The sequence below is a fragment of the Lactobacillus corticis genome, from assembly GCF_018327645.1.
In the GTDB taxonomy this organism is placed as follows: Bacteria; Bacillota; Bacilli; order Lactobacillales; family Lactobacillaceae; genus Lactobacillus; species Lactobacillus corticis.
In genome coordinates this window covers 58,582-74,298 of record NZ_BMAY01000003.1, presented here as the reverse complement: position 1 = coordinate 74,298, position 15,717 = coordinate 58,582, and the positions used below count along the sequence as shown (strand labels likewise).

Annotated in this window: 11 protein-coding genes; 4 read left to right on the top strand and 7 right to left on the bottom strand. The window is 43.7% G+C overall.

From position 1 onward, the window contains the following. Window position 1: 1 nt before the first annotated feature. From KI210_RS02650 to KI210_RS02630, 5 genes are all read right to left on the bottom strand, one after another. Window positions 2-2,455 carry an AAA family ATPase gene (locus KI210_RS02650; RefSeq protein WP_212780345.1) on the bottom strand — a complete coding sequence of 818 codons (2,454 nt, stop codon included), beginning with the start codon at window positions 2,453-2,455 and terminating at the stop codon, window positions 2-4. Continuing rightward, window positions 2,436-3,644 carry a metallophosphoesterase family protein gene (locus KI210_RS02645; RefSeq protein ID WP_212780344.1) on the bottom strand — a complete coding sequence of 403 codons (1,209 nt, stop codon included), beginning with the start codon at window positions 3,642-3,644 and terminating at the stop codon, window positions 2,436-2,438. The genes KI210_RS02650 and KI210_RS02645 overlap by 20 nt, the downstream gene beginning before the upstream one ends. After that, a complete protein-coding gene (locus KI210_RS02640; RefSeq protein WP_212780343.1) occupies window positions 3,645-3,992 on the bottom strand; it encodes a YlbF/YmcA family competence regulator in 348 nt (115 codons plus the stop codon). A gap of 21 nt (window positions 3,993-4,013) precedes the next feature. Next, window positions 4,014-6,062: a PBP1A family penicillin-binding protein gene (locus KI210_RS02635; protein ID WP_212780342.1), complete on the bottom strand. Its 2,049-nt coding sequence runs from the start codon at window positions 6,060-6,062 to the stop codon at window positions 4,014-4,016. A gap of 86 nt (window positions 6,063-6,148) precedes the next feature. Then, on the bottom strand, window positions 6,149-7,072 hold the full coding sequence (locus tag KI210_RS02630) for a LysR family transcriptional regulator (RefSeq protein WP_212780341.1): 924 nt from the start codon (window positions 7,070-7,072) through the stop codon (window positions 6,149-6,151). 127 nt (window positions 7,073-7,199) lie between these two features. Between KI210_RS02630 and KI210_RS02625 the strand changes: the two genes are divergently transcribed. Further along, window positions 7,200-9,083 (top strand): flavocytochrome c, encoded by a 1,884-nt coding sequence (locus KI210_RS02625; RefSeq protein WP_212780340.1) that lies wholly within the window; start codon window positions 7,200-7,202, stop codon window positions 9,081-9,083. 98 nt (window positions 9,084-9,181) lie between these two features. Beyond that, entirely contained in the window at window positions 9,182-11,119 is a 1,938-nt protein-coding gene (locus KI210_RS02620) for a M13 family metallopeptidase (protein ID WP_212780339.1), read from the top strand. A 91-nt stretch (window positions 11,120-11,210) separates the two neighbouring features. Here KI210_RS02620 and KI210_RS02615 read toward each other — a convergent pair whose 3' ends face one another. Further along, on the bottom strand, window positions 11,211-11,984 hold the full coding sequence (locus KI210_RS02615) for a hypothetical protein (RefSeq protein WP_212780338.1): 774 nt from the start codon (window positions 11,982-11,984) through the stop codon (window positions 11,211-11,213). A 205-nt stretch (window positions 11,985-12,189) separates the two neighbouring features. On the opposite strand from KI210_RS02615, the gene KI210_RS02610 reads away from it, so the two are divergent. Together KI210_RS02610 and KI210_RS02605 are read left to right on the top strand one after the other, a co-directional pair. Further along, entirely contained in the window at window positions 12,190-13,299 is a 1,110-nt protein-coding gene (locus KI210_RS02610; protein ID WP_212780337.1) for an endonuclease/exonuclease/phosphatase family protein, read from the top strand. Between the two features lie 49 nt (window positions 13,300-13,348). After that, window positions 13,349-14,197 carry an RluA family pseudouridine synthase gene (locus KI210_RS02605; protein WP_212780336.1) on the top strand — a complete coding sequence of 283 codons (849 nt, stop codon included), beginning with the start codon at window positions 13,349-13,351 and terminating at the stop codon, window positions 14,195-14,197. Here KI210_RS02605 and abc-f read toward each other — a convergent pair. Next, window positions 14,166-15,593 (bottom strand): ribosomal protection-like ABC-F family protein, encoded by a 1,428-nt coding sequence (abc-f, locus tag KI210_RS02600; RefSeq protein ID WP_212780335.1) that lies wholly within the window; start codon window positions 15,591-15,593, stop codon window positions 14,166-14,168. The genes KI210_RS02605 and abc-f overlap by 32 nt on opposite strands. Between the last annotated feature and the right edge of the window lie 124 nt (window positions 15,594-15,717).

Genomic DNA, 15,717 nt, shown 5'->3' with positions numbered 1-15,717 from the left:
GCTAGGCCTCTTGATTTAAGTTGATAATTGGTGCTGGCAGCTGGTCTGCCAAAGCAGGTTGGGCGGTAAAAATGATGACCTGGTGTCTGGTCGATAGTTCAACCAGCAAGTCACTAATATATTTGGTACGCGTCTGATCGAAATTAACAAATGAATCATCGATCAAAATTGGCAGATTAATATCGCTAGTTAGCTGGTCAATAAAAGCCAATTTCAAGGCAAAGTACAGTTGTTCACTAGTTCCGCGTGACAAGTACTCAACATCCAGCTTTTGACCATCATTTCTAACCACCGTCAGCTTGCGCTCTAAAACAAGGTCGGTATATCTACCGCCAGTAAGCTTAGCGAGATAGATTTTGGCATTTTTGATCATTTTTGGAAAACGTTCATTTGAAGCAATATCCAAAAACCGGCCAAGCCAGGCAGCTGCAGTCAGGTCAGCCAAATATTGGCGACTGGCATCAGCTAAACCACTGATCGTGTTAGCCAAGTTTTGTTTTGCCCCAAAAACAGCCTTAGAATCAGCCAATTGCTGCAATTCTACCTGCTTTTCAGCAACAACTTGTCTTAATTGCTCAACTTGACTGACTAATTCTGCCTGCTTTTTGGAAAGCTGCTCGATCTTAAGCGGCAATTCTTCCGGTTTAATCTTGCTTAGCTCGTCAAGTTGGTCACGCAAGCTTTCCCGCAGGGTATCGATTTCAGTTTGCAGCTTAGTCTGGCGCAAAGTTTCTTGATAAAGTTCTTGATACTCGGCCAGGCTCTTGACGCCCGCCTTAGCAAACAACGTTTGTTCCTCAAGCTGAATTGTTTTAATGCGTTCCCGACCTGCATCAATTTGCTGATGCAGGTTTTGCTGTTCATTTTGTTCCTTGCGATTAGCTTCTAAGAAATGCTCAACCTTATTTAAAGTTGATAAGACCGCATCAAAGGCAATCGCCACTTGGTGACCGGTAATTACGGCAACCTCACTAGCCAATAAAGATAAATTGTTCAATAGTTCTTTTTGCGTATCTTTATTTTGCTGGCTAGCCAATTCGTTTTTGCGCCATAAGCGTAATTGATCCAGTAAATGTGGCAAATCAGCCTTTTCCGCAGCAAAGCCATAATTGGCTGTAAATTGTTGCCGAGCTGCTTTCAAAGTCGCCTGTTCTTGGTCAAACTTCCGCTGATTTTGCTTGTTTTGCTTGCTTTGCCAGATCCCTAAACCGACACTGATAATAATCCCGGCAAACAAGTATGGACTTACCGCAATTCCTAAAGCAACGCTAGCCACCAAAATTACGAGAGCAGCAAGATACAAACCTTTTTGCGCTTCCACTGGTTGGGGTTCCGCCTTAGCGGCTTCTTGGTAGTCAGCCTGCAGCTTTGTTAGTTCTTCATCATTAAGCTCGATTAACTTAGCCAAATCTGGGTTTAACTTAAGCAGCTGCGAACGTTCTTGGTCTAACCGAACTGCTTCTTGCTTAGCGGTCTTCAGCTGGGCCTGCCATTGCAAAAGCTCTGGTCTTTTTTGCAAAACGTGCTCAATCTTAGCCTCATCAAGTTCTTTTACCGGTTTGACCTTGCCTTCCAGCTCATTAATTTGATCCATTAAGCTGCGATATTCCCGCATTAAATTCTGCGCTTTTTCATAGCTGGCAGGATCAAAATCCAAATGTTTTACTTCTTGACTCAAAGTTTGCAAACGAGCGTAGGGCTGAGCGGACTTGGCCAAGGCTTGATTTTTAGTGAGGTCGGTTTGAACCTGATTTAGCTGCTCTTTCACTTGAGCTAGCTTTTGGTTTAGTTCAGCTTGAGTGGTTGCTTTTTCCTGATAAGCCACAAATTCTTGTTCGCTTTGAGCAAGTTTTTCGCGATCATTTTCGGCTGTGGCCATCATTTGGTTAATTGGCGGCTTGCGGCCATTTTTCTTAAAGGCATCGCCGGCAGCTTTAGCAAACCCGTCCCGCAATTCCAAGAGCTCGGCCGAATTAGCAGCTCCTAAATGGTAAATTTGTTCAAGCAAAGCTTTTTGACTTAAATTAGTCACCTGACCAAGCATGTCTTGGTTAAACATGTAGCTATCAGCATAGAAATCGCCGTCAATTCCCTTGATTTCTTCAAAGAAAACCGTTTCCGGTACTTCTTGGCCATTCAAGCGCACAGTTAAGATGCCGGCTTTAGGATCGCCCTTGCCCCAAAGACGGGTTAGTTCGAATTCCCCTTGATCACTGCCAAAAATCAAGCTGCCGCCCATGGGACTAGCGTGGTCTAGCGGTTCATAATTTTCAAAAAAGCTTGAAGCACTATTTTTTAAATGAAAACCAAACATTACCTGTTTAATAAACGCCGCCAGGGTTGACTTGCCTGCTTCATTGGCACCTAAAAAGACCGATAATTTAGGATCAGTCAGGTCAAAACTAGCCTGAGCAAATTGGCCAAAATGTTCGATCTTAATCTGTTTCAGTTTCATCGTCAATCCCCTTTAACTTTGCCATTACTTGTACTTTTGCTTGGTCAAAAACCGTTTGGATAAATGCTGGATCTTTTAGCAAATCAGCTGCTGCTGGATCTTTTTTGGCCCAATCTTGGGCCAGCCTGGTCAAATAATCAGCTGTTAATACTTCATCCTGTGCCTGTTCAAAAGCGGCTTGATCGGCAGCGTTGATGGCAATTTCTTGACTTATTTCAAAGCGAACATCTACCAGGAGGCATTTTGGCGGCAATTGCCGACTCAAAGCCTGCCAATAATCAGTATCCTGCAAAAGCTGCTTTTCTTCGGCAGTTAAATATTGGGCCCCGCGAAGCGTCAAACTAAAGTAAGTTGGCTTGTCTGCCGTCAACAAGCTAAGGATCTTTTCCTCAAGGCTCGCCTTGCCTAGTTCATGGTCTAAAAGCAGTTCTTTAGCTTCCCAATCAATCTGGCTGGTAGCCACAAAATCGATGGTGGTAATGCCATCAGGAGCTACTTGGCCAAGATACGCACCCTTGGGTCCAGTTTCTTTTATGTGGCGACCTTGAATGTTGCCAGGATAAACGACCCATGGTTCCTGACTTAAAATTTGTCGTTTATGAATGTGACCTAAAGCAAAATAATCATAGTTAAGATCTTGCAATTCGCTCATGGTAAAAGGCGCATACACATTTTGACTTGCTGCTTCCTGCATATGTGCCAGGCCGAATGTATATACGCCTGGAGTTTTTTCAGGGAACCGACTAACCAGATCTTCGGTAATGTGATTATTGAGGTAAGAAAAGCCAACCACGTCATAGGCAAAACCATCCTTAGTGGTAAATGAAGTCTTTTCAATTTCCTCGCCATCGCCCAGCAATTTAAAGTAGGGACTGGGCTTGACCAACAAATCGCTGGCCCGCATATGATCGTGATTGCCAAAAATCATCACGGTCTGAATCTGGTGCTCAGTCAGGCGAGCAATTTGCTGGGCAAAAAACAACTGGCTGCGCGGACTGGGCCGGCTTGAATCAAAAGTATCGCCAGCAATTAATACTAGATCGACTTGTTCATTCACGGCCAGATCAATTAATTTTTCAAAGGATTGATCACTAGCCTGGTATATTTGGTCAAAGGCCTTAGATGGCAAAAAAGATAGCCCAAGAAATGGACTATCTAAATGCGCATCAGCTAAATGCAAAAATTTCATCTATCTAATCTCGCTATATAAATCGTTAAGTGGCTTCATATAAGTCTTTTGGACATCTTGAAGCAACTGGTATAAAGCTGATTCAGCTTGCAATAAATTGACAATGTTTTTATCTTTAGTCACGCTTTGATTCAGCTTTTGATAAGCTTCTTGGTCTTCCTTGCTCAAATCTTGTCCGCTTTGTTGGGCTTGGGCAATTTTTGCTTGTAATTCATCCATTTGCTTAAACAATTGGCTGCTGGTAGCATCTGCCTTAATTGCGGCAATTGCTTCCTTAACCTTGGAAAATTCATCGGTCTTAGTCATATCAGCTGCTAATTGATTTGCTGAGTCGTAAATATTAATCATTAAACTTAGATTCCTCCTGATTTATTGGCCGAAAAAGCTCTTGACACTATTATACCATTCCTTAAGCGTGCTGCTAGCAGATCCCAGCCCACTCTCAATTTTTTCTTTTACTTGGTCACTCCAGCTCGAGCTTGTACCGTTTGACTTCACAATTGAATTAGCTGCCTTGACTTTGAACTGAGTTTGCTTGGTGTAAGGCAAGATGTTTTCCATTTCTGACTTATACAGGGCTGTGATCCCGGTTTCCGAAATTCCATGCATATAGTGATTCTTGTCGGTTTTATCAAAGCCAACCCAGGTTGCTACTACCACGTCAGGAGTGTAGCCAACAATCCATTGATCCTTGGTGCCATAACCATAAGAAACCTCCGTTGAGCCCGTTTTCCCAGCAACCGAGTAGCCGCTTGGCTGCGCAGAAACCGCCGTTCCGCTGGTAAAGACTCCTAACAACATTGAAGTCATTTCGTTAGCCGTACTCTTAGACATAATTCGATGATTGCCGGTTTTATTATTTTGCGCAATGACGTGACCGCTAGCATCAGTGATCTTGGTAATGGTATAGGAATTGTCAGGCAAATTGCCGGAATTAGCAAAAGCTGAGTAAGCCCGCGCCATCTGCAAAGGACTCACGCCAGTCGAAACCCCACCCAAAGCAAGGGCTAAGTTACGATCGCTTTTGGCCACATTGATGCCAAAATTCTTCAAACTGCTTACGCCTTTGGAAACCCCCAATTTATCAAGCAGCCACACAGCCGGAACGTTTTTGCTCAAGGCCACGGCTTCATACATCGGGATGGTATTTGAATAACTTTCATCAACATTATGAGGCTCGTAGTTATTTTTACCGAACTTCTGCAGCTTGTTGGATAATTTGGAATCATAATGGTAGCCGTTTTCCAAAGCCGGCGTATAAACTGCCAAAGGCTTAATGGAACTGCCGGGCTGCCGTTTCATCTGAGTTGCCCGGTTATAACCACGGAAAACATGACTCCCCCGTCCGCCAACCAGGGCCTTGATCGCACCGGTCTTAGGATCCATGGCCACGCTTGCTCCTTGAACTTTCGTCCCATCGCTAGCATTGGCTGGGAAGTTAGCACTATTTTTAAATGAATTCTGCATGGCCTTTTGGTAATTTTGATTTAAGGTAGTATAAATCTTCAAGCCCTTATCCATGACATCTTCTTCACTCAAGCCATAGCGATTGATTGCTTCATCGATCACCTGGTCAAAGTAGTAAGGATATTTATAGCCATCTTTATAGGTATATTTATTGGTTACCGTCAGGCCCTGACTCTCAGCCTTTTTGGCGGCGCTTGCTGAAAGTTTATGATTATCAACCATCAGCTCTAAAACCACATTTCTTCGTTTAATTGCATTTTCTTTGTGGTCAGCCGGGTTATAGTAGCTTGGATTCCGCAAAATTCCGGCCAAGGTCGCAGCTTCGCCAACAGTTAAATCTTTAGCATCTTTTCCGAAATAACGTTTGCTGGCATCCTGAACGCCCCAAACCCCATTACCAAAATAAGAGTTATTCAAGTACATGGTTAGGATGTCTTTTTTGCTATAGACATGGGTTAATTCAACCGCAAAGAAAAGTTCTTCAATTTTACGGGAAAGCGTCTGCTTTTGGGTTAACAAGGCATTTTTGGCCAATTGCTGAGTAATTGTTGAACCCCCACCAGTAATTTGGCCACCATGAATCACATAACTGACAGCGGCCCGCATAATCCCCTTGATGCTAAAGCCGTGATTCGTCCAGAAAGTACGGTCTTCAGTAGAAATAACCGCATTTTTGATATTTTTGGAAATTTTATTATAGCCAACATAACTCCCCTTCTGGGCATAGAGGCTTCCGGCCTTTTTGCCATTAGCATCATAAATAATCGTCGTGGTCGACAGTGATGCCTTAAGATTGGAGATATTGGATGTCTTAACCTTAATTGTGAAATAGGTACAAGTACCCAAGGTCATAAGCAGAACCAATAAAATCAACCAGCGACCGAAAAAGAATCTCCGATCGAGTCGTTTAAAAAATTCCTTAGCTCCGCGTTTTGATTGAGTTGAGTGCATTTTTCTCTCCTTTGGATGAAAATATTTTAGCACAAACTCAAACCTTTGCCCTAAAGCAGGCTTGATTTAACAAAATATTTACGCTCTTAATTAATCTCTGCCTGTAATTGCAGTCCTTGAAATGTTTCAATCAAGCTTTTTAGCAAGGGATCACAGTGCTTTTGGGCAACAGCAATAAAAAATTTGATCGTCAAGAGCTCTTCAGCTAGCGGCAGCAAATTTATCGGCGTCTCGCGGACTCGCCTTAAAATACTGGCAGAAGAAATCGTCAATCCCAAGCCCTTGGTGGCCAATTCAGCAGCAGTAATAACGCTTTGGCTTTCTAAAATAACATGCGGCTTGATCCGGTACTTTTGCAGAAGGCCATTAATTTGGTGGCGAATGGCTGACCCATTTTTGCTTAAAACCAGCTTTTCTTGTAATAAAACCGCCGGATCATAGGTATTTTCCGGCAAAATAAAGCGACCAGGTTGAAAATAGGGAGAATTTTGGGGAATGACAATATAGTATCGTTCCCCACCATTAGTAAAAGTTTGAATGCCGCTGGCCACAGTTTCCGGAGTTTGCCCCAAATAGCAATCTGCCTCGTTGTTGAGCAGCATGCTTTCGCTTTTTCGCGGCAAGGCTTCTAAAATCTCGACATCGCATTCCGGGTGAGCCTTCAAGAATGGCGGCAATAAGGCTGGGAGCAAATATGACCCTAAGCTTTCTAAGACGGTAATGCGCAAGACGCGGCGTTCAGGATTGGTATAAGGTGCCAAAAGACGTTCCAGCTGCTGATGAGCCAAAGACTGCCGTTCCAAGTATTGGTAGTAGATTCGACCAGCCGGCGTTAGGGTAAACGGAACCTGACTGCGCTCAAGCAATTGACTGCCGAGACTTTTCTCCAAACGTTTTATGGTCTGCGTCAAATATGGCTGAGAAATGTATAATTCCCTCGCCGCTTTAGTAAAGGAACTATGTTTAAGCAAGACGTCAAAATAATGCAAAATTGTATCCGGATCGTGCATATGAACCTCCATAACATTTTTATTATAGGGTACTAAATAGAAAACTATTTCACAAGGAAAAAGATAAAGGATAAAATCAAGTTATCAAACCTTGTAAGCGAATACACTGATGGAAAGGATTTTTACGATGAAAGCAGGAATATATTCAGTTAAAGCAAAAGGCCATGGATCTTCATTAATGCCAATGAAGGTCACCGTATCCCAAGATCGCATTGAAAAAATTGCGGTCGATGCTAGCGGCGAAACAGCTGGGATTGCCGGTAAGGTTTTTGCCGAAATCCCCCAAACGATTATTGATCATCAAACTTTAAATGTCGATGCAATTTCTGGGGCCACGATTTCCAGCCACGGTCTAATTAACGGCGTTGCTGAAGCGATCGACTTGGCCGGCGGCAACAGCAGCGAATGGAAAAAGCGGCCAAAACCCGCCAAAGAGCAATCCCATAACCGCGAAATTACTACTGATGTAGTGATCGTGGGAGCTGGTGGTGCCGGATTAGCCGCAGCGGCCCACAGCTTGGAACTTGGCCGCAAGGTGACCGTTTTAGAAAAATTTCCGCAAATTGGCGGCAACACGACTAGAGCTGGCGGTCCGATGAACGCCGCTGAACCAGACTGGCAAAAGCAATTTAAAGCCCTGCCCGGTGAAAAAGAGACCTTGAAGGCATTGGCCGATACGCCAATTAACCAGATCGACGCTGAATATCAGGACGATTTTAAAAAGCTGCGCGAGCAAATTAACGCTTATCTTGAAGCTGATAGGAATTACCTGTTTGACTCGACCCTGCTGCATGAAATTCAAACTTACTTGGGCGGAAAACGAACAGATTTAAAGGGCCATGAAATTCACGGTAATTATGCGCTGGTGCATAAATTAGTTACTAACGTGCTTGATTCAGTTAACTGGTTGAAAAAACTTGGCGTCAAATTTGATGATGCTGAAGTCACCATGCCAGTTGGCGCAATTTGGCGCCGGGGCCACAAGCCAGTTGAACCAATGGGCTATGCTTACATTAGCGTTCTGGGCGAATGGGTAAAAAACCATGGCGGTGAAATTTTAACTGACACCAGAGTTAAACATTTAATTATTGAGGATGGCCAAGTTTGTGGCGTTAAGGCCGAAACAACAGATGGCTCCTTAATCACGGTCCATGCTGCCAGCGTCATCTTGACTTCTGGCGGTTTTGGGGCCAACACCAAGATGGTTCAAAAGTACAATACCTACTGGGAAAAGATCGACGACGATATTGCTACGAGTAATTCCCCTGCCATAACTGGCGATGGCATTGGTTTAGGTCAAGAAGCTGGCGCTGCTTTAGTGGGGATGGGCTTCATTCAACTAATGCCGGTTTCAGATCCGGTTAACGGCGAATTATTCACCGGTTTGCAAACTCCGCCTGAAAACTACATCATGGTCAACCAAGCCGGCAAACGTTTTGTCAATGAATATGCCGAACGGGATATTTTGGCGCGCGCGGCTATTAAAAACGGTGGACTATTCTACTTAATTGCCGACGATAAGATTAAAGAAACAGCCTACAACACGACGCAAGAATCACTGGACCAGCAAGTTAAAGCCGGCACGCTTTACCGCGACGACACCCTAGCTGGCTTAGCCCAACAATTAGGCATGGACCCAGCCGTCCTTGAAGAGACCATCAAGAAATATAATTCTTATGTCGATGCCGGCCATGACCCAGAGTTTGGCAAGAGCGTCTTCAACTTGAAGTGTGAAGTCGCACCATTTTATGCTACTCCGCGCCGGCCAGCTATCCACCACACCATGGGCGGGTTAAAGATTGATCCCCAAGCCCATGTCATCAATACTGACGGTCAAATTATTAAAGGACTTTATGCAGCTGGTGAAGTTGCTGGAGGTCTTCACGCCGGCAACCGCTTAGGCGGCAATTCCTTAGCTGACATCTTTACCTTTGGTCGCATTGCTGCGCAAACTGCCGAAAAGGAAGCTCCCCAAGTTGATGCAGCCAGCTCGGCAAGCCTTCATGAATAAGGCAATTAATTAACGAAAACGACTAGGTCCATACCTAGTCGTTTTTTTCTCGAAATAAGATATAATTAAATTATGTTTAAAATAGAAAGGACCTTGATATGAAAAAATTTATGGCTGTCCGCGGCGGCAGCGGCGATCTTACGCAACCCGATTTAAACGCTCGGGTGCAAGACAACTTGTATCTTGCCGTAAACTCAAAATGGCAAAGCCAAGCCGAAATTCCGGCAGACCGTAGCGAAACTGGAGTAAATACGGAATTAGATATGAAAATTGAAAAGCGGATGATGAACGACTTGGATCAATTAAGCCAAGCTGATTCATTGCCGGCAATTCCAAACTTGGATAAAGGACTCAAACTTTACCAGCTGGCCAAAGACTTCCAAAAGCGTGACCAAGATGGGGCTGAACCAATTAAAGCTGATCTAGCAAAGCTGGATGCAGTTAAAGATTACGCCGAATTGAATCAAAATGCGGCTGACTTAGATCAACTATTTGGTCTGCCCTTTGGCTTTGACGTTGATGCAGACATGAAAAATACGAAGGTTAACGTCCTAGAATTCGCCGGTCCTGGCACCTTCTTGCCTGATACCACCTCTTATCAACAAACTGATGCAGCTGATTTATTGGCAATTTTACAAAAGCAGAGCGTCAGCATGCTCACCATGGCAGGGATGGATGAGCAAAAAGCCCGTCAATACGTTGAACAGGGCTTAGCCTTTGACCAAAAGCTAGCCAAAGTCGTTAAGTCAACTGAAGAGTGGTCCGACTACCCGGCTATGTACAATCCCTATTCAATGTCCGACTTCTTAGCTAAGACCAATTCCTTCCAAGTTAAGGAATTTTTGACTAAGCTTTTGCCGGTTTTGCCAGACAAAGTCATTGTGGCTGAACCAAGATTCCTTGATCATTTCACTGAATTAATTAATGCCGATAACTTTGCTGAAATTAAAGGCTGGATGGTCATTAAATTTATTAATGGCGTAAGCAGCTCCTTGTCACAAGCCTTCCGGGAAGCCGCTTTTCCATTTAGCCAAGCGCTGTCTGGTCAAGGCGAACTGACCCCGCAAAAACGCCACGCCTACTACACTGCTAATGCTTCCTTCTCCGAAATTTTCGGTATCTATTACGGCAAGAAATATTTTGGAGCTGACGCTAAGGCGGATGTAACTGACATGATCCACAAGATGATCAAGGTTTATGAGGAACGGATCAGTAATAACAGTTGGTTGTCTGACGCCACCAAGAAAAAGGCAATTGTTAAATTGCAAGCTTTAGTTTTAAAGATCGGTTATCCGGAAAAGCCAGAAAAAATCTATGATCTGTTAACGGTTGACGCTGATAAGAGTCTTTATGAAAATAAAAAGGCTATCGGCAAAGTTGTCAGTGCTTATAACTATGCTAAGCTGACCAAACCAGTGGATCCAAATGTTTGGCTAATGCCAGGCAACATGAACAATGCCTGCTACGATCCGCAAAGAAACGACATCACCTTCCCAGCCGGAATTCTGCAAGCACCATTTTATGACCTGCACCAGTCTCGGGGACAGAATTATGGCGGTATCGGAGCAACCATCGCCCATGAAATTTCCCACGCTTTTGACAACAACGGCGCCAAGTTTGATGAGCACGGCAACATGGTTAACTGGTGGAGCGACGCTGATTTTGCGGAATTTAACAAACGCACCCAAGCAGCCATTGATATTTATGACGGCCTCTCCTATGGCCCAAGCAAGTTAAACGGCAAACAAGTTGTGGCCGAAAATATTGCTGACCTGGGCGGTTTGACTTGTGCAATTCAAGCCAACAAATTAGATCAAGGCAATATGCAGGAACTATTTGAAAATTATGCTCGCTCTTGGGCCCAAAAGCAGCGCCCTGAAGCGATTAAGACGGAAATTGCCGTTGATGTCCACGCCCCGCAACCGACGCGAGTTAATATTCCTAGCCAATGCCAAGATGAATTTTACGAAGCGTTTGACGTTAAACCAACTGACGGCATGTGGCTAGATCCAGCTAAACGCGTGCAAATCTGGTAATTTGAAAAATATGCTACAATAAAGGTCCTTGGCAGGGGCAAAAAAGGCAAGTTGAGCAATAAGCTCAGCCTGCCTTTTTTCTTTATTCGCTTTAGTTATCTGCGTCATCACCGTCTTGTTCATTCAAGAAAGCAGTCAATTCTTCATTCAGTTCATACTGATCTTCATTACAGCTCAAGTACAAATCAATTGGATAATCTGCATGCGCATCAAACCAGGTAAAGATCGCTTGGATCATGGTCATCAGCCCTACCCGCTGGTCTTCATCAGGCCATGGCATCTCAGGAAACGGCAAGGCAGCTGTATGCAAACCAGCTTCATAAACTTGATCCAGCTGATCATTAATCCAATTTTCAAAAAGACTTTGGTCACGTTCTACCTGCACCAAGGGCGCCAAGTCCATTTCCACTGCCAATTCATCCATGGATTCATAAATATAAGTCAAGGTCGAATAAAGCGGTTCATCCCCCAAGATCTTGTCCTTCACTTCGGCAACTTCAATTGGGAAGGCTTCGTCATCTTCAGGATTGATCATATATCCAGTTGTCTCATTTTCGGTACTTTGGACTAATTCTTTGGTACCCAAAACTGCTATCAAATTGTCTGCGTCTTCTGGGTGAGTTGTCAGGGCAATAAAATCTCCCATATCATCCGGAACCGGCGCCAGCAAAAAGGTCAAACTCTCTTCGCTATTGTCTTCATCTTCAGCTGCGTAAGCATAAATATCTTCTCCCTTTTGAGCTAAACGCGCAAAAGCGTTAAAAACCGGAACTGGTGAAGATGGAGCCTTAGCTGCATTAAAGTTATGAATGGCACTTTCCAATAAGTGCAGATCGTGTCGATGTTCGTCTTCAGTAATTTTCATAGTAATCAAGCTTTCAATCAAATAACATAAATTATCTTAGTTAATAAAATTTTACCATGTAACAGCACTTTATTGGGTCATTCTTGTTCGAAGTTATGATAATTATTACCCTCGCATAACTTTTCGTCCGGTGGTTGATTTAGCCTGCTTCTTCCCTGATAATAGTTACGGAAGAAATATACGATGTCCGGAGGGAAGATACATTTTGAAGAAACCTATCAAAATAAGTTTGGGGATTTTAGGAATAATTTTATTAGCCTTAGTTCTAGTTGTCGGCGGATATGTCATTTATATGCAAAATAGCTATTATCGCATCCCTGACCACCAAAAACTAACGGTGAAAAATAATCAATCTGGAGAATTGCAAGTTGGCAAAAAGTACACGGCTGCCACTTACAATGTGGGTTTTGGTGCTTACAATCAAAAATTCAGCTTTTTCATGGATACCGGTGAATTGAAAAATGGCACCAAGACGCGCGGCAAACACGGAACTGCTTTTAGCAAACAAGCCGTCTTAACGGCGACTAATGGTGCCTTATCCACCATGCAAAAGACCAAGGCCGACTTTATGCTGTTTCAAGAAATTGACACCAACTCCACTAGAAGCTACCACGTTAACCAAGTAGCCATGGCCGAAAAGAAATTCCGGCAAGATGGCAGCGTTTTTGCCAATAATTTCCACTCGGCCTTCTTGTTTTGGCCTTTAACCGATCCTCATGGTTCAGTACAATCTGGCCTGCTCACCTTAAGCCGCTACCATATCAAGTCAAGCGTGCGGCGGTCCTACCCGGTTACCCATAGTTTTATCGGAAAATTTACGGATTTGGATCGGTGTTTCTCGTTGACGCGTATTCCCGTAAAAAACGGCAAGCAATTGATTTTGATCAATTCTCATATGTCAGCCTATGACAAGGGCGGAGAATCAAAGAAGAAACAGCTAAAGCTGTTAAATTCGGTAATGAAGCATGAATATCAGAAAGGCAATTACGTAATTGTCGGTGGGGACTTCAACCATGCCTTGGGTAAAAAGTACCTGACTCACTTTAAGACAGCTGAAAAGGTACCTTCTACCGTGGCCGTTTTGACCAACAAGGAATTAAAGAGTTCTGGCATGCATATTGTTGAAGCAGATAATGCCAATAGCGTTGCCACTAACCGGTCAGATGATTTTCCCTACAAGAAGAATTACAACTACACTACCGTGATCGATGGTTACCTAGTTTCGCCGAACGTAGCAGCAACAGCTCATGTTATCAACACGGAATTTAGATATTCTGACCACAACCCCGTAAAATTAACTTTCACTTTGAAGTAAAAAAAAGCGCCTGATGCTAGAGGCATCTAGGCGTTTTTAAATAATAGCCATGGAAAATAAAACTTATCATTTTCAACTCAACTATCCTGCTGACTATGCGCCAGCCAGCGTCGATCAAGTCCTGCGGAAATTGCTGATCCCGCGTAAATGGCGCCATTATCTGCGAATTGAGAAGCAAGTCCAAATCAATGGTCAATACCGCAACTTTAACGAATTGGTTCAGCCAGGCGATCTGATCGACTTAACCTTGACTCATGTTAGCAGCAACCAGCAAACCTATGCCAAAAGCAAGCACAAACCAGTCATCATTTACGAGGACCAGGATCTATTAATAATCGATAAACCAAGCGGCCAGAAGACTCATCCCAACCTTTTTGAAACTGATACAGCCCTTAATGATTGCGCGTTTTATCTTGATGCTAATCCCTTTATCGTTCACCGTCTGGACATGCTTACCAATGGCCTTTTGTTAGTAGCCAAAAATCCCGCTGTCGTTCCAATTTTAAACCGGCAATTAACCAGCAAGACTTTTCACCGAGATTATTACGCCTGGGTTAAAGCAGGAAGTTTGCCAGACCATGGCACGATTGACTTACCGATTGGGCAAGACCCAAATGATCAAAGAAAGCGGCGGGTTGATCCAGCGGGCAGACCAGCAATTACGCACTACCAACTGCTTTCAAGCAAAAATGGCTTGGCCAAATACCAGATTAGTCTTGAGACTGGCCGAACCCACCAAATTAGAGTTCATCTAGCAGCCATGGGTGCCCCAATTATTGGTGACCCCTTATATAATCCTGACTGCCAGCCTGGGGAAAAGCTGCGGCTGACCGCGTATCAGATGGAATTTGTTAAGCCCTATACCTTTAATCGGCTACATTTCCAGCTGCCAAATTAAGTCTTGGGATCGCTAAACTATCTAAAATGTATTGATCATGTTCAACCAGCAATAAACTAGGTTGAACATTTTTTATTAGTTTAATAAGCTGATCTTGATTCTCAATATCAAGATAATTGCTCGGCTCATCCCACAGATACAATTCTGCAGGCTCTAAAAGACTTTTAGCCAGCCACACCTTACGCAGTTGCCCACTGGAAAGCTGGTCAAGTCGCTCGGTGAAAACTGCTCGCTCAACCCCTAACTTGCGCAGCAAGTTCAAGTATTGACTGCGATCCAATTTGTGTTTTGTGATAAACTCTTCTAAACTCACAGCTTCAGGCGTGATAATTTGCGGCAGATATGAAACTTTTACCCCGCTAGCCACGCCCTCACCCAGCGCAATGCGTTTGAGCAATTGCGACTTGCCGCAGCCATTGGGACCGACAATCGCCAAGCGTTCACCTTGGTTCAACTCAAATTTGGGATTTTCAGAGCTTAATAATAGTTTCCGATGACTTGCCTGATAATGCATCGTCAAATCAGCCGGAAGCGCAACCGGTTTTATTAATGCTGATTTGTCAGCAAGTTTTTCTGCCATTCGTTTCTGGGCACTAATAGCACGCTTCATTACTTTGCTGGCTTTATGACTTACAAAGCCTTTATCGATTTTCTCGCCTGGCTGGCTACGGCGTTTGCCTTTTTCGGCCTGACCTGCCCACTGCTGTTTATGTTCCTTATCAGCAGCCAAGTGCTTTATTTCACGCTGCAGCTTTTGCTGTTCATTGCTTGCAGCCTGATCCTGCAAATCTCGTTCATGGCGGTAGGTCGAATAATTACCATGAGACAACCAGATTTGCCGTTGATCAATGGCTAGGACATGATCGCTTACTTGATCAATAAAATCCCGGTCATGACTGGTAATAATATATCCCTTTTTCTGTTTAAGATATTCTGCGATTTGTTTCCGGCTTGCTTGATCCAAGTGGTTAGTTGGTTCATCTAATAGCGAAAAGCGCTCATCAATGAAACAAAGTGCCAGCAAAACCTTTGTCTGCTCACCACCACTTAGCTGGTTAAAAGGACGCCAAATAATGTCTTCTGAAACATGAAGCAATGACAATTCTCGTTTAAGTTTCCACTCTTCAAACACAAATTGCTCTTGTAAAGAATAAATCAGCAATTGCTCTTGATCCTTAATATTTTGCGGGAAATAGGCAAAGTCTTGATCACTATGAATCTGTCCTAAGTAATCTTCTTGGCCTAAGAGCAGTTTAAATAAAGTAGTTTTTCCACTGCCGTTTCTCCCAACCAAGGCTAATTTCCAACTCGTATCCAGGGTCAATGAAACATCTTTAAAAATTGGATCAAAGCCATCATAAGCAAAAGTTAGCTGTTTTATTTTGATCGCTCCCATAAAAACCTCCAGTCTAGCCTGCAGTCATCACTGGCGATTTTCAGGGCATGAAAAAGAGCGCCAATGCGGCTAATTTCTGACTGCAAGCTAAAAACAACTGCCATCAGTTGATGACATCCTACGT

Coding starts and splice junctions, on each gene's coding strand:
- KI210_RS02605 (WP_212780336.1), top strand. CDS start 13,349: ATGGAAAATAAAACTTATCATTTTCAACTCAACTATCCTGCTGACTAT.
- KI210_RS02650 (WP_212780345.1), bottom strand. CDS start 2,455: ATGAAACTGAAACAGATTAAGATCGAACATTTTGGCCAATTTGCTCAG.
- abc-f (WP_212780335.1), bottom strand. CDS start 15,593: ATGGGAGCGATCAAAATAAAACAGCTAACTTTTGCTTATGATGGCTTT.
- KI210_RS02625 (WP_212780340.1), top strand. CDS start 7,200: ATGAAAGCAGGAATATATTCAGTTAAAGCAAAAGGCCATGGATCTTCA.
- KI210_RS02620 (WP_212780339.1), top strand. CDS start 9,182: ATGAAAAAATTTATGGCTGTCCGCGGCGGCAGCGGCGATCTTACGCAA.
- KI210_RS02640 (WP_212780343.1), bottom strand. CDS start 3,992: ATGATTAATATTTACGACTCAGCAAATCAATTAGCAGCTGATATGACT.
- KI210_RS02645 (WP_212780344.1), bottom strand. CDS start 3,644: ATGAAATTTTTGCATTTAGCTGATGCGCATTTAGATAGTCCATTTCTT.
- KI210_RS02615 (WP_212780338.1), bottom strand. CDS start 11,984: ATGAAAATTACTGAAGACGAACATCGACACGATCTGCACTTATTGGAA.
- KI210_RS02630 (WP_212780341.1), bottom strand. CDS start 7,072: ATGCACGATCCGGATACAATTTTGCATTATTTTGACGTCTTGCTTAAA.
- KI210_RS02635 (WP_212780342.1), bottom strand. CDS start 6,062: ATGCACTCAACTCAATCAAAACGCGGAGCTAAGGAATTTTTTAAACGA.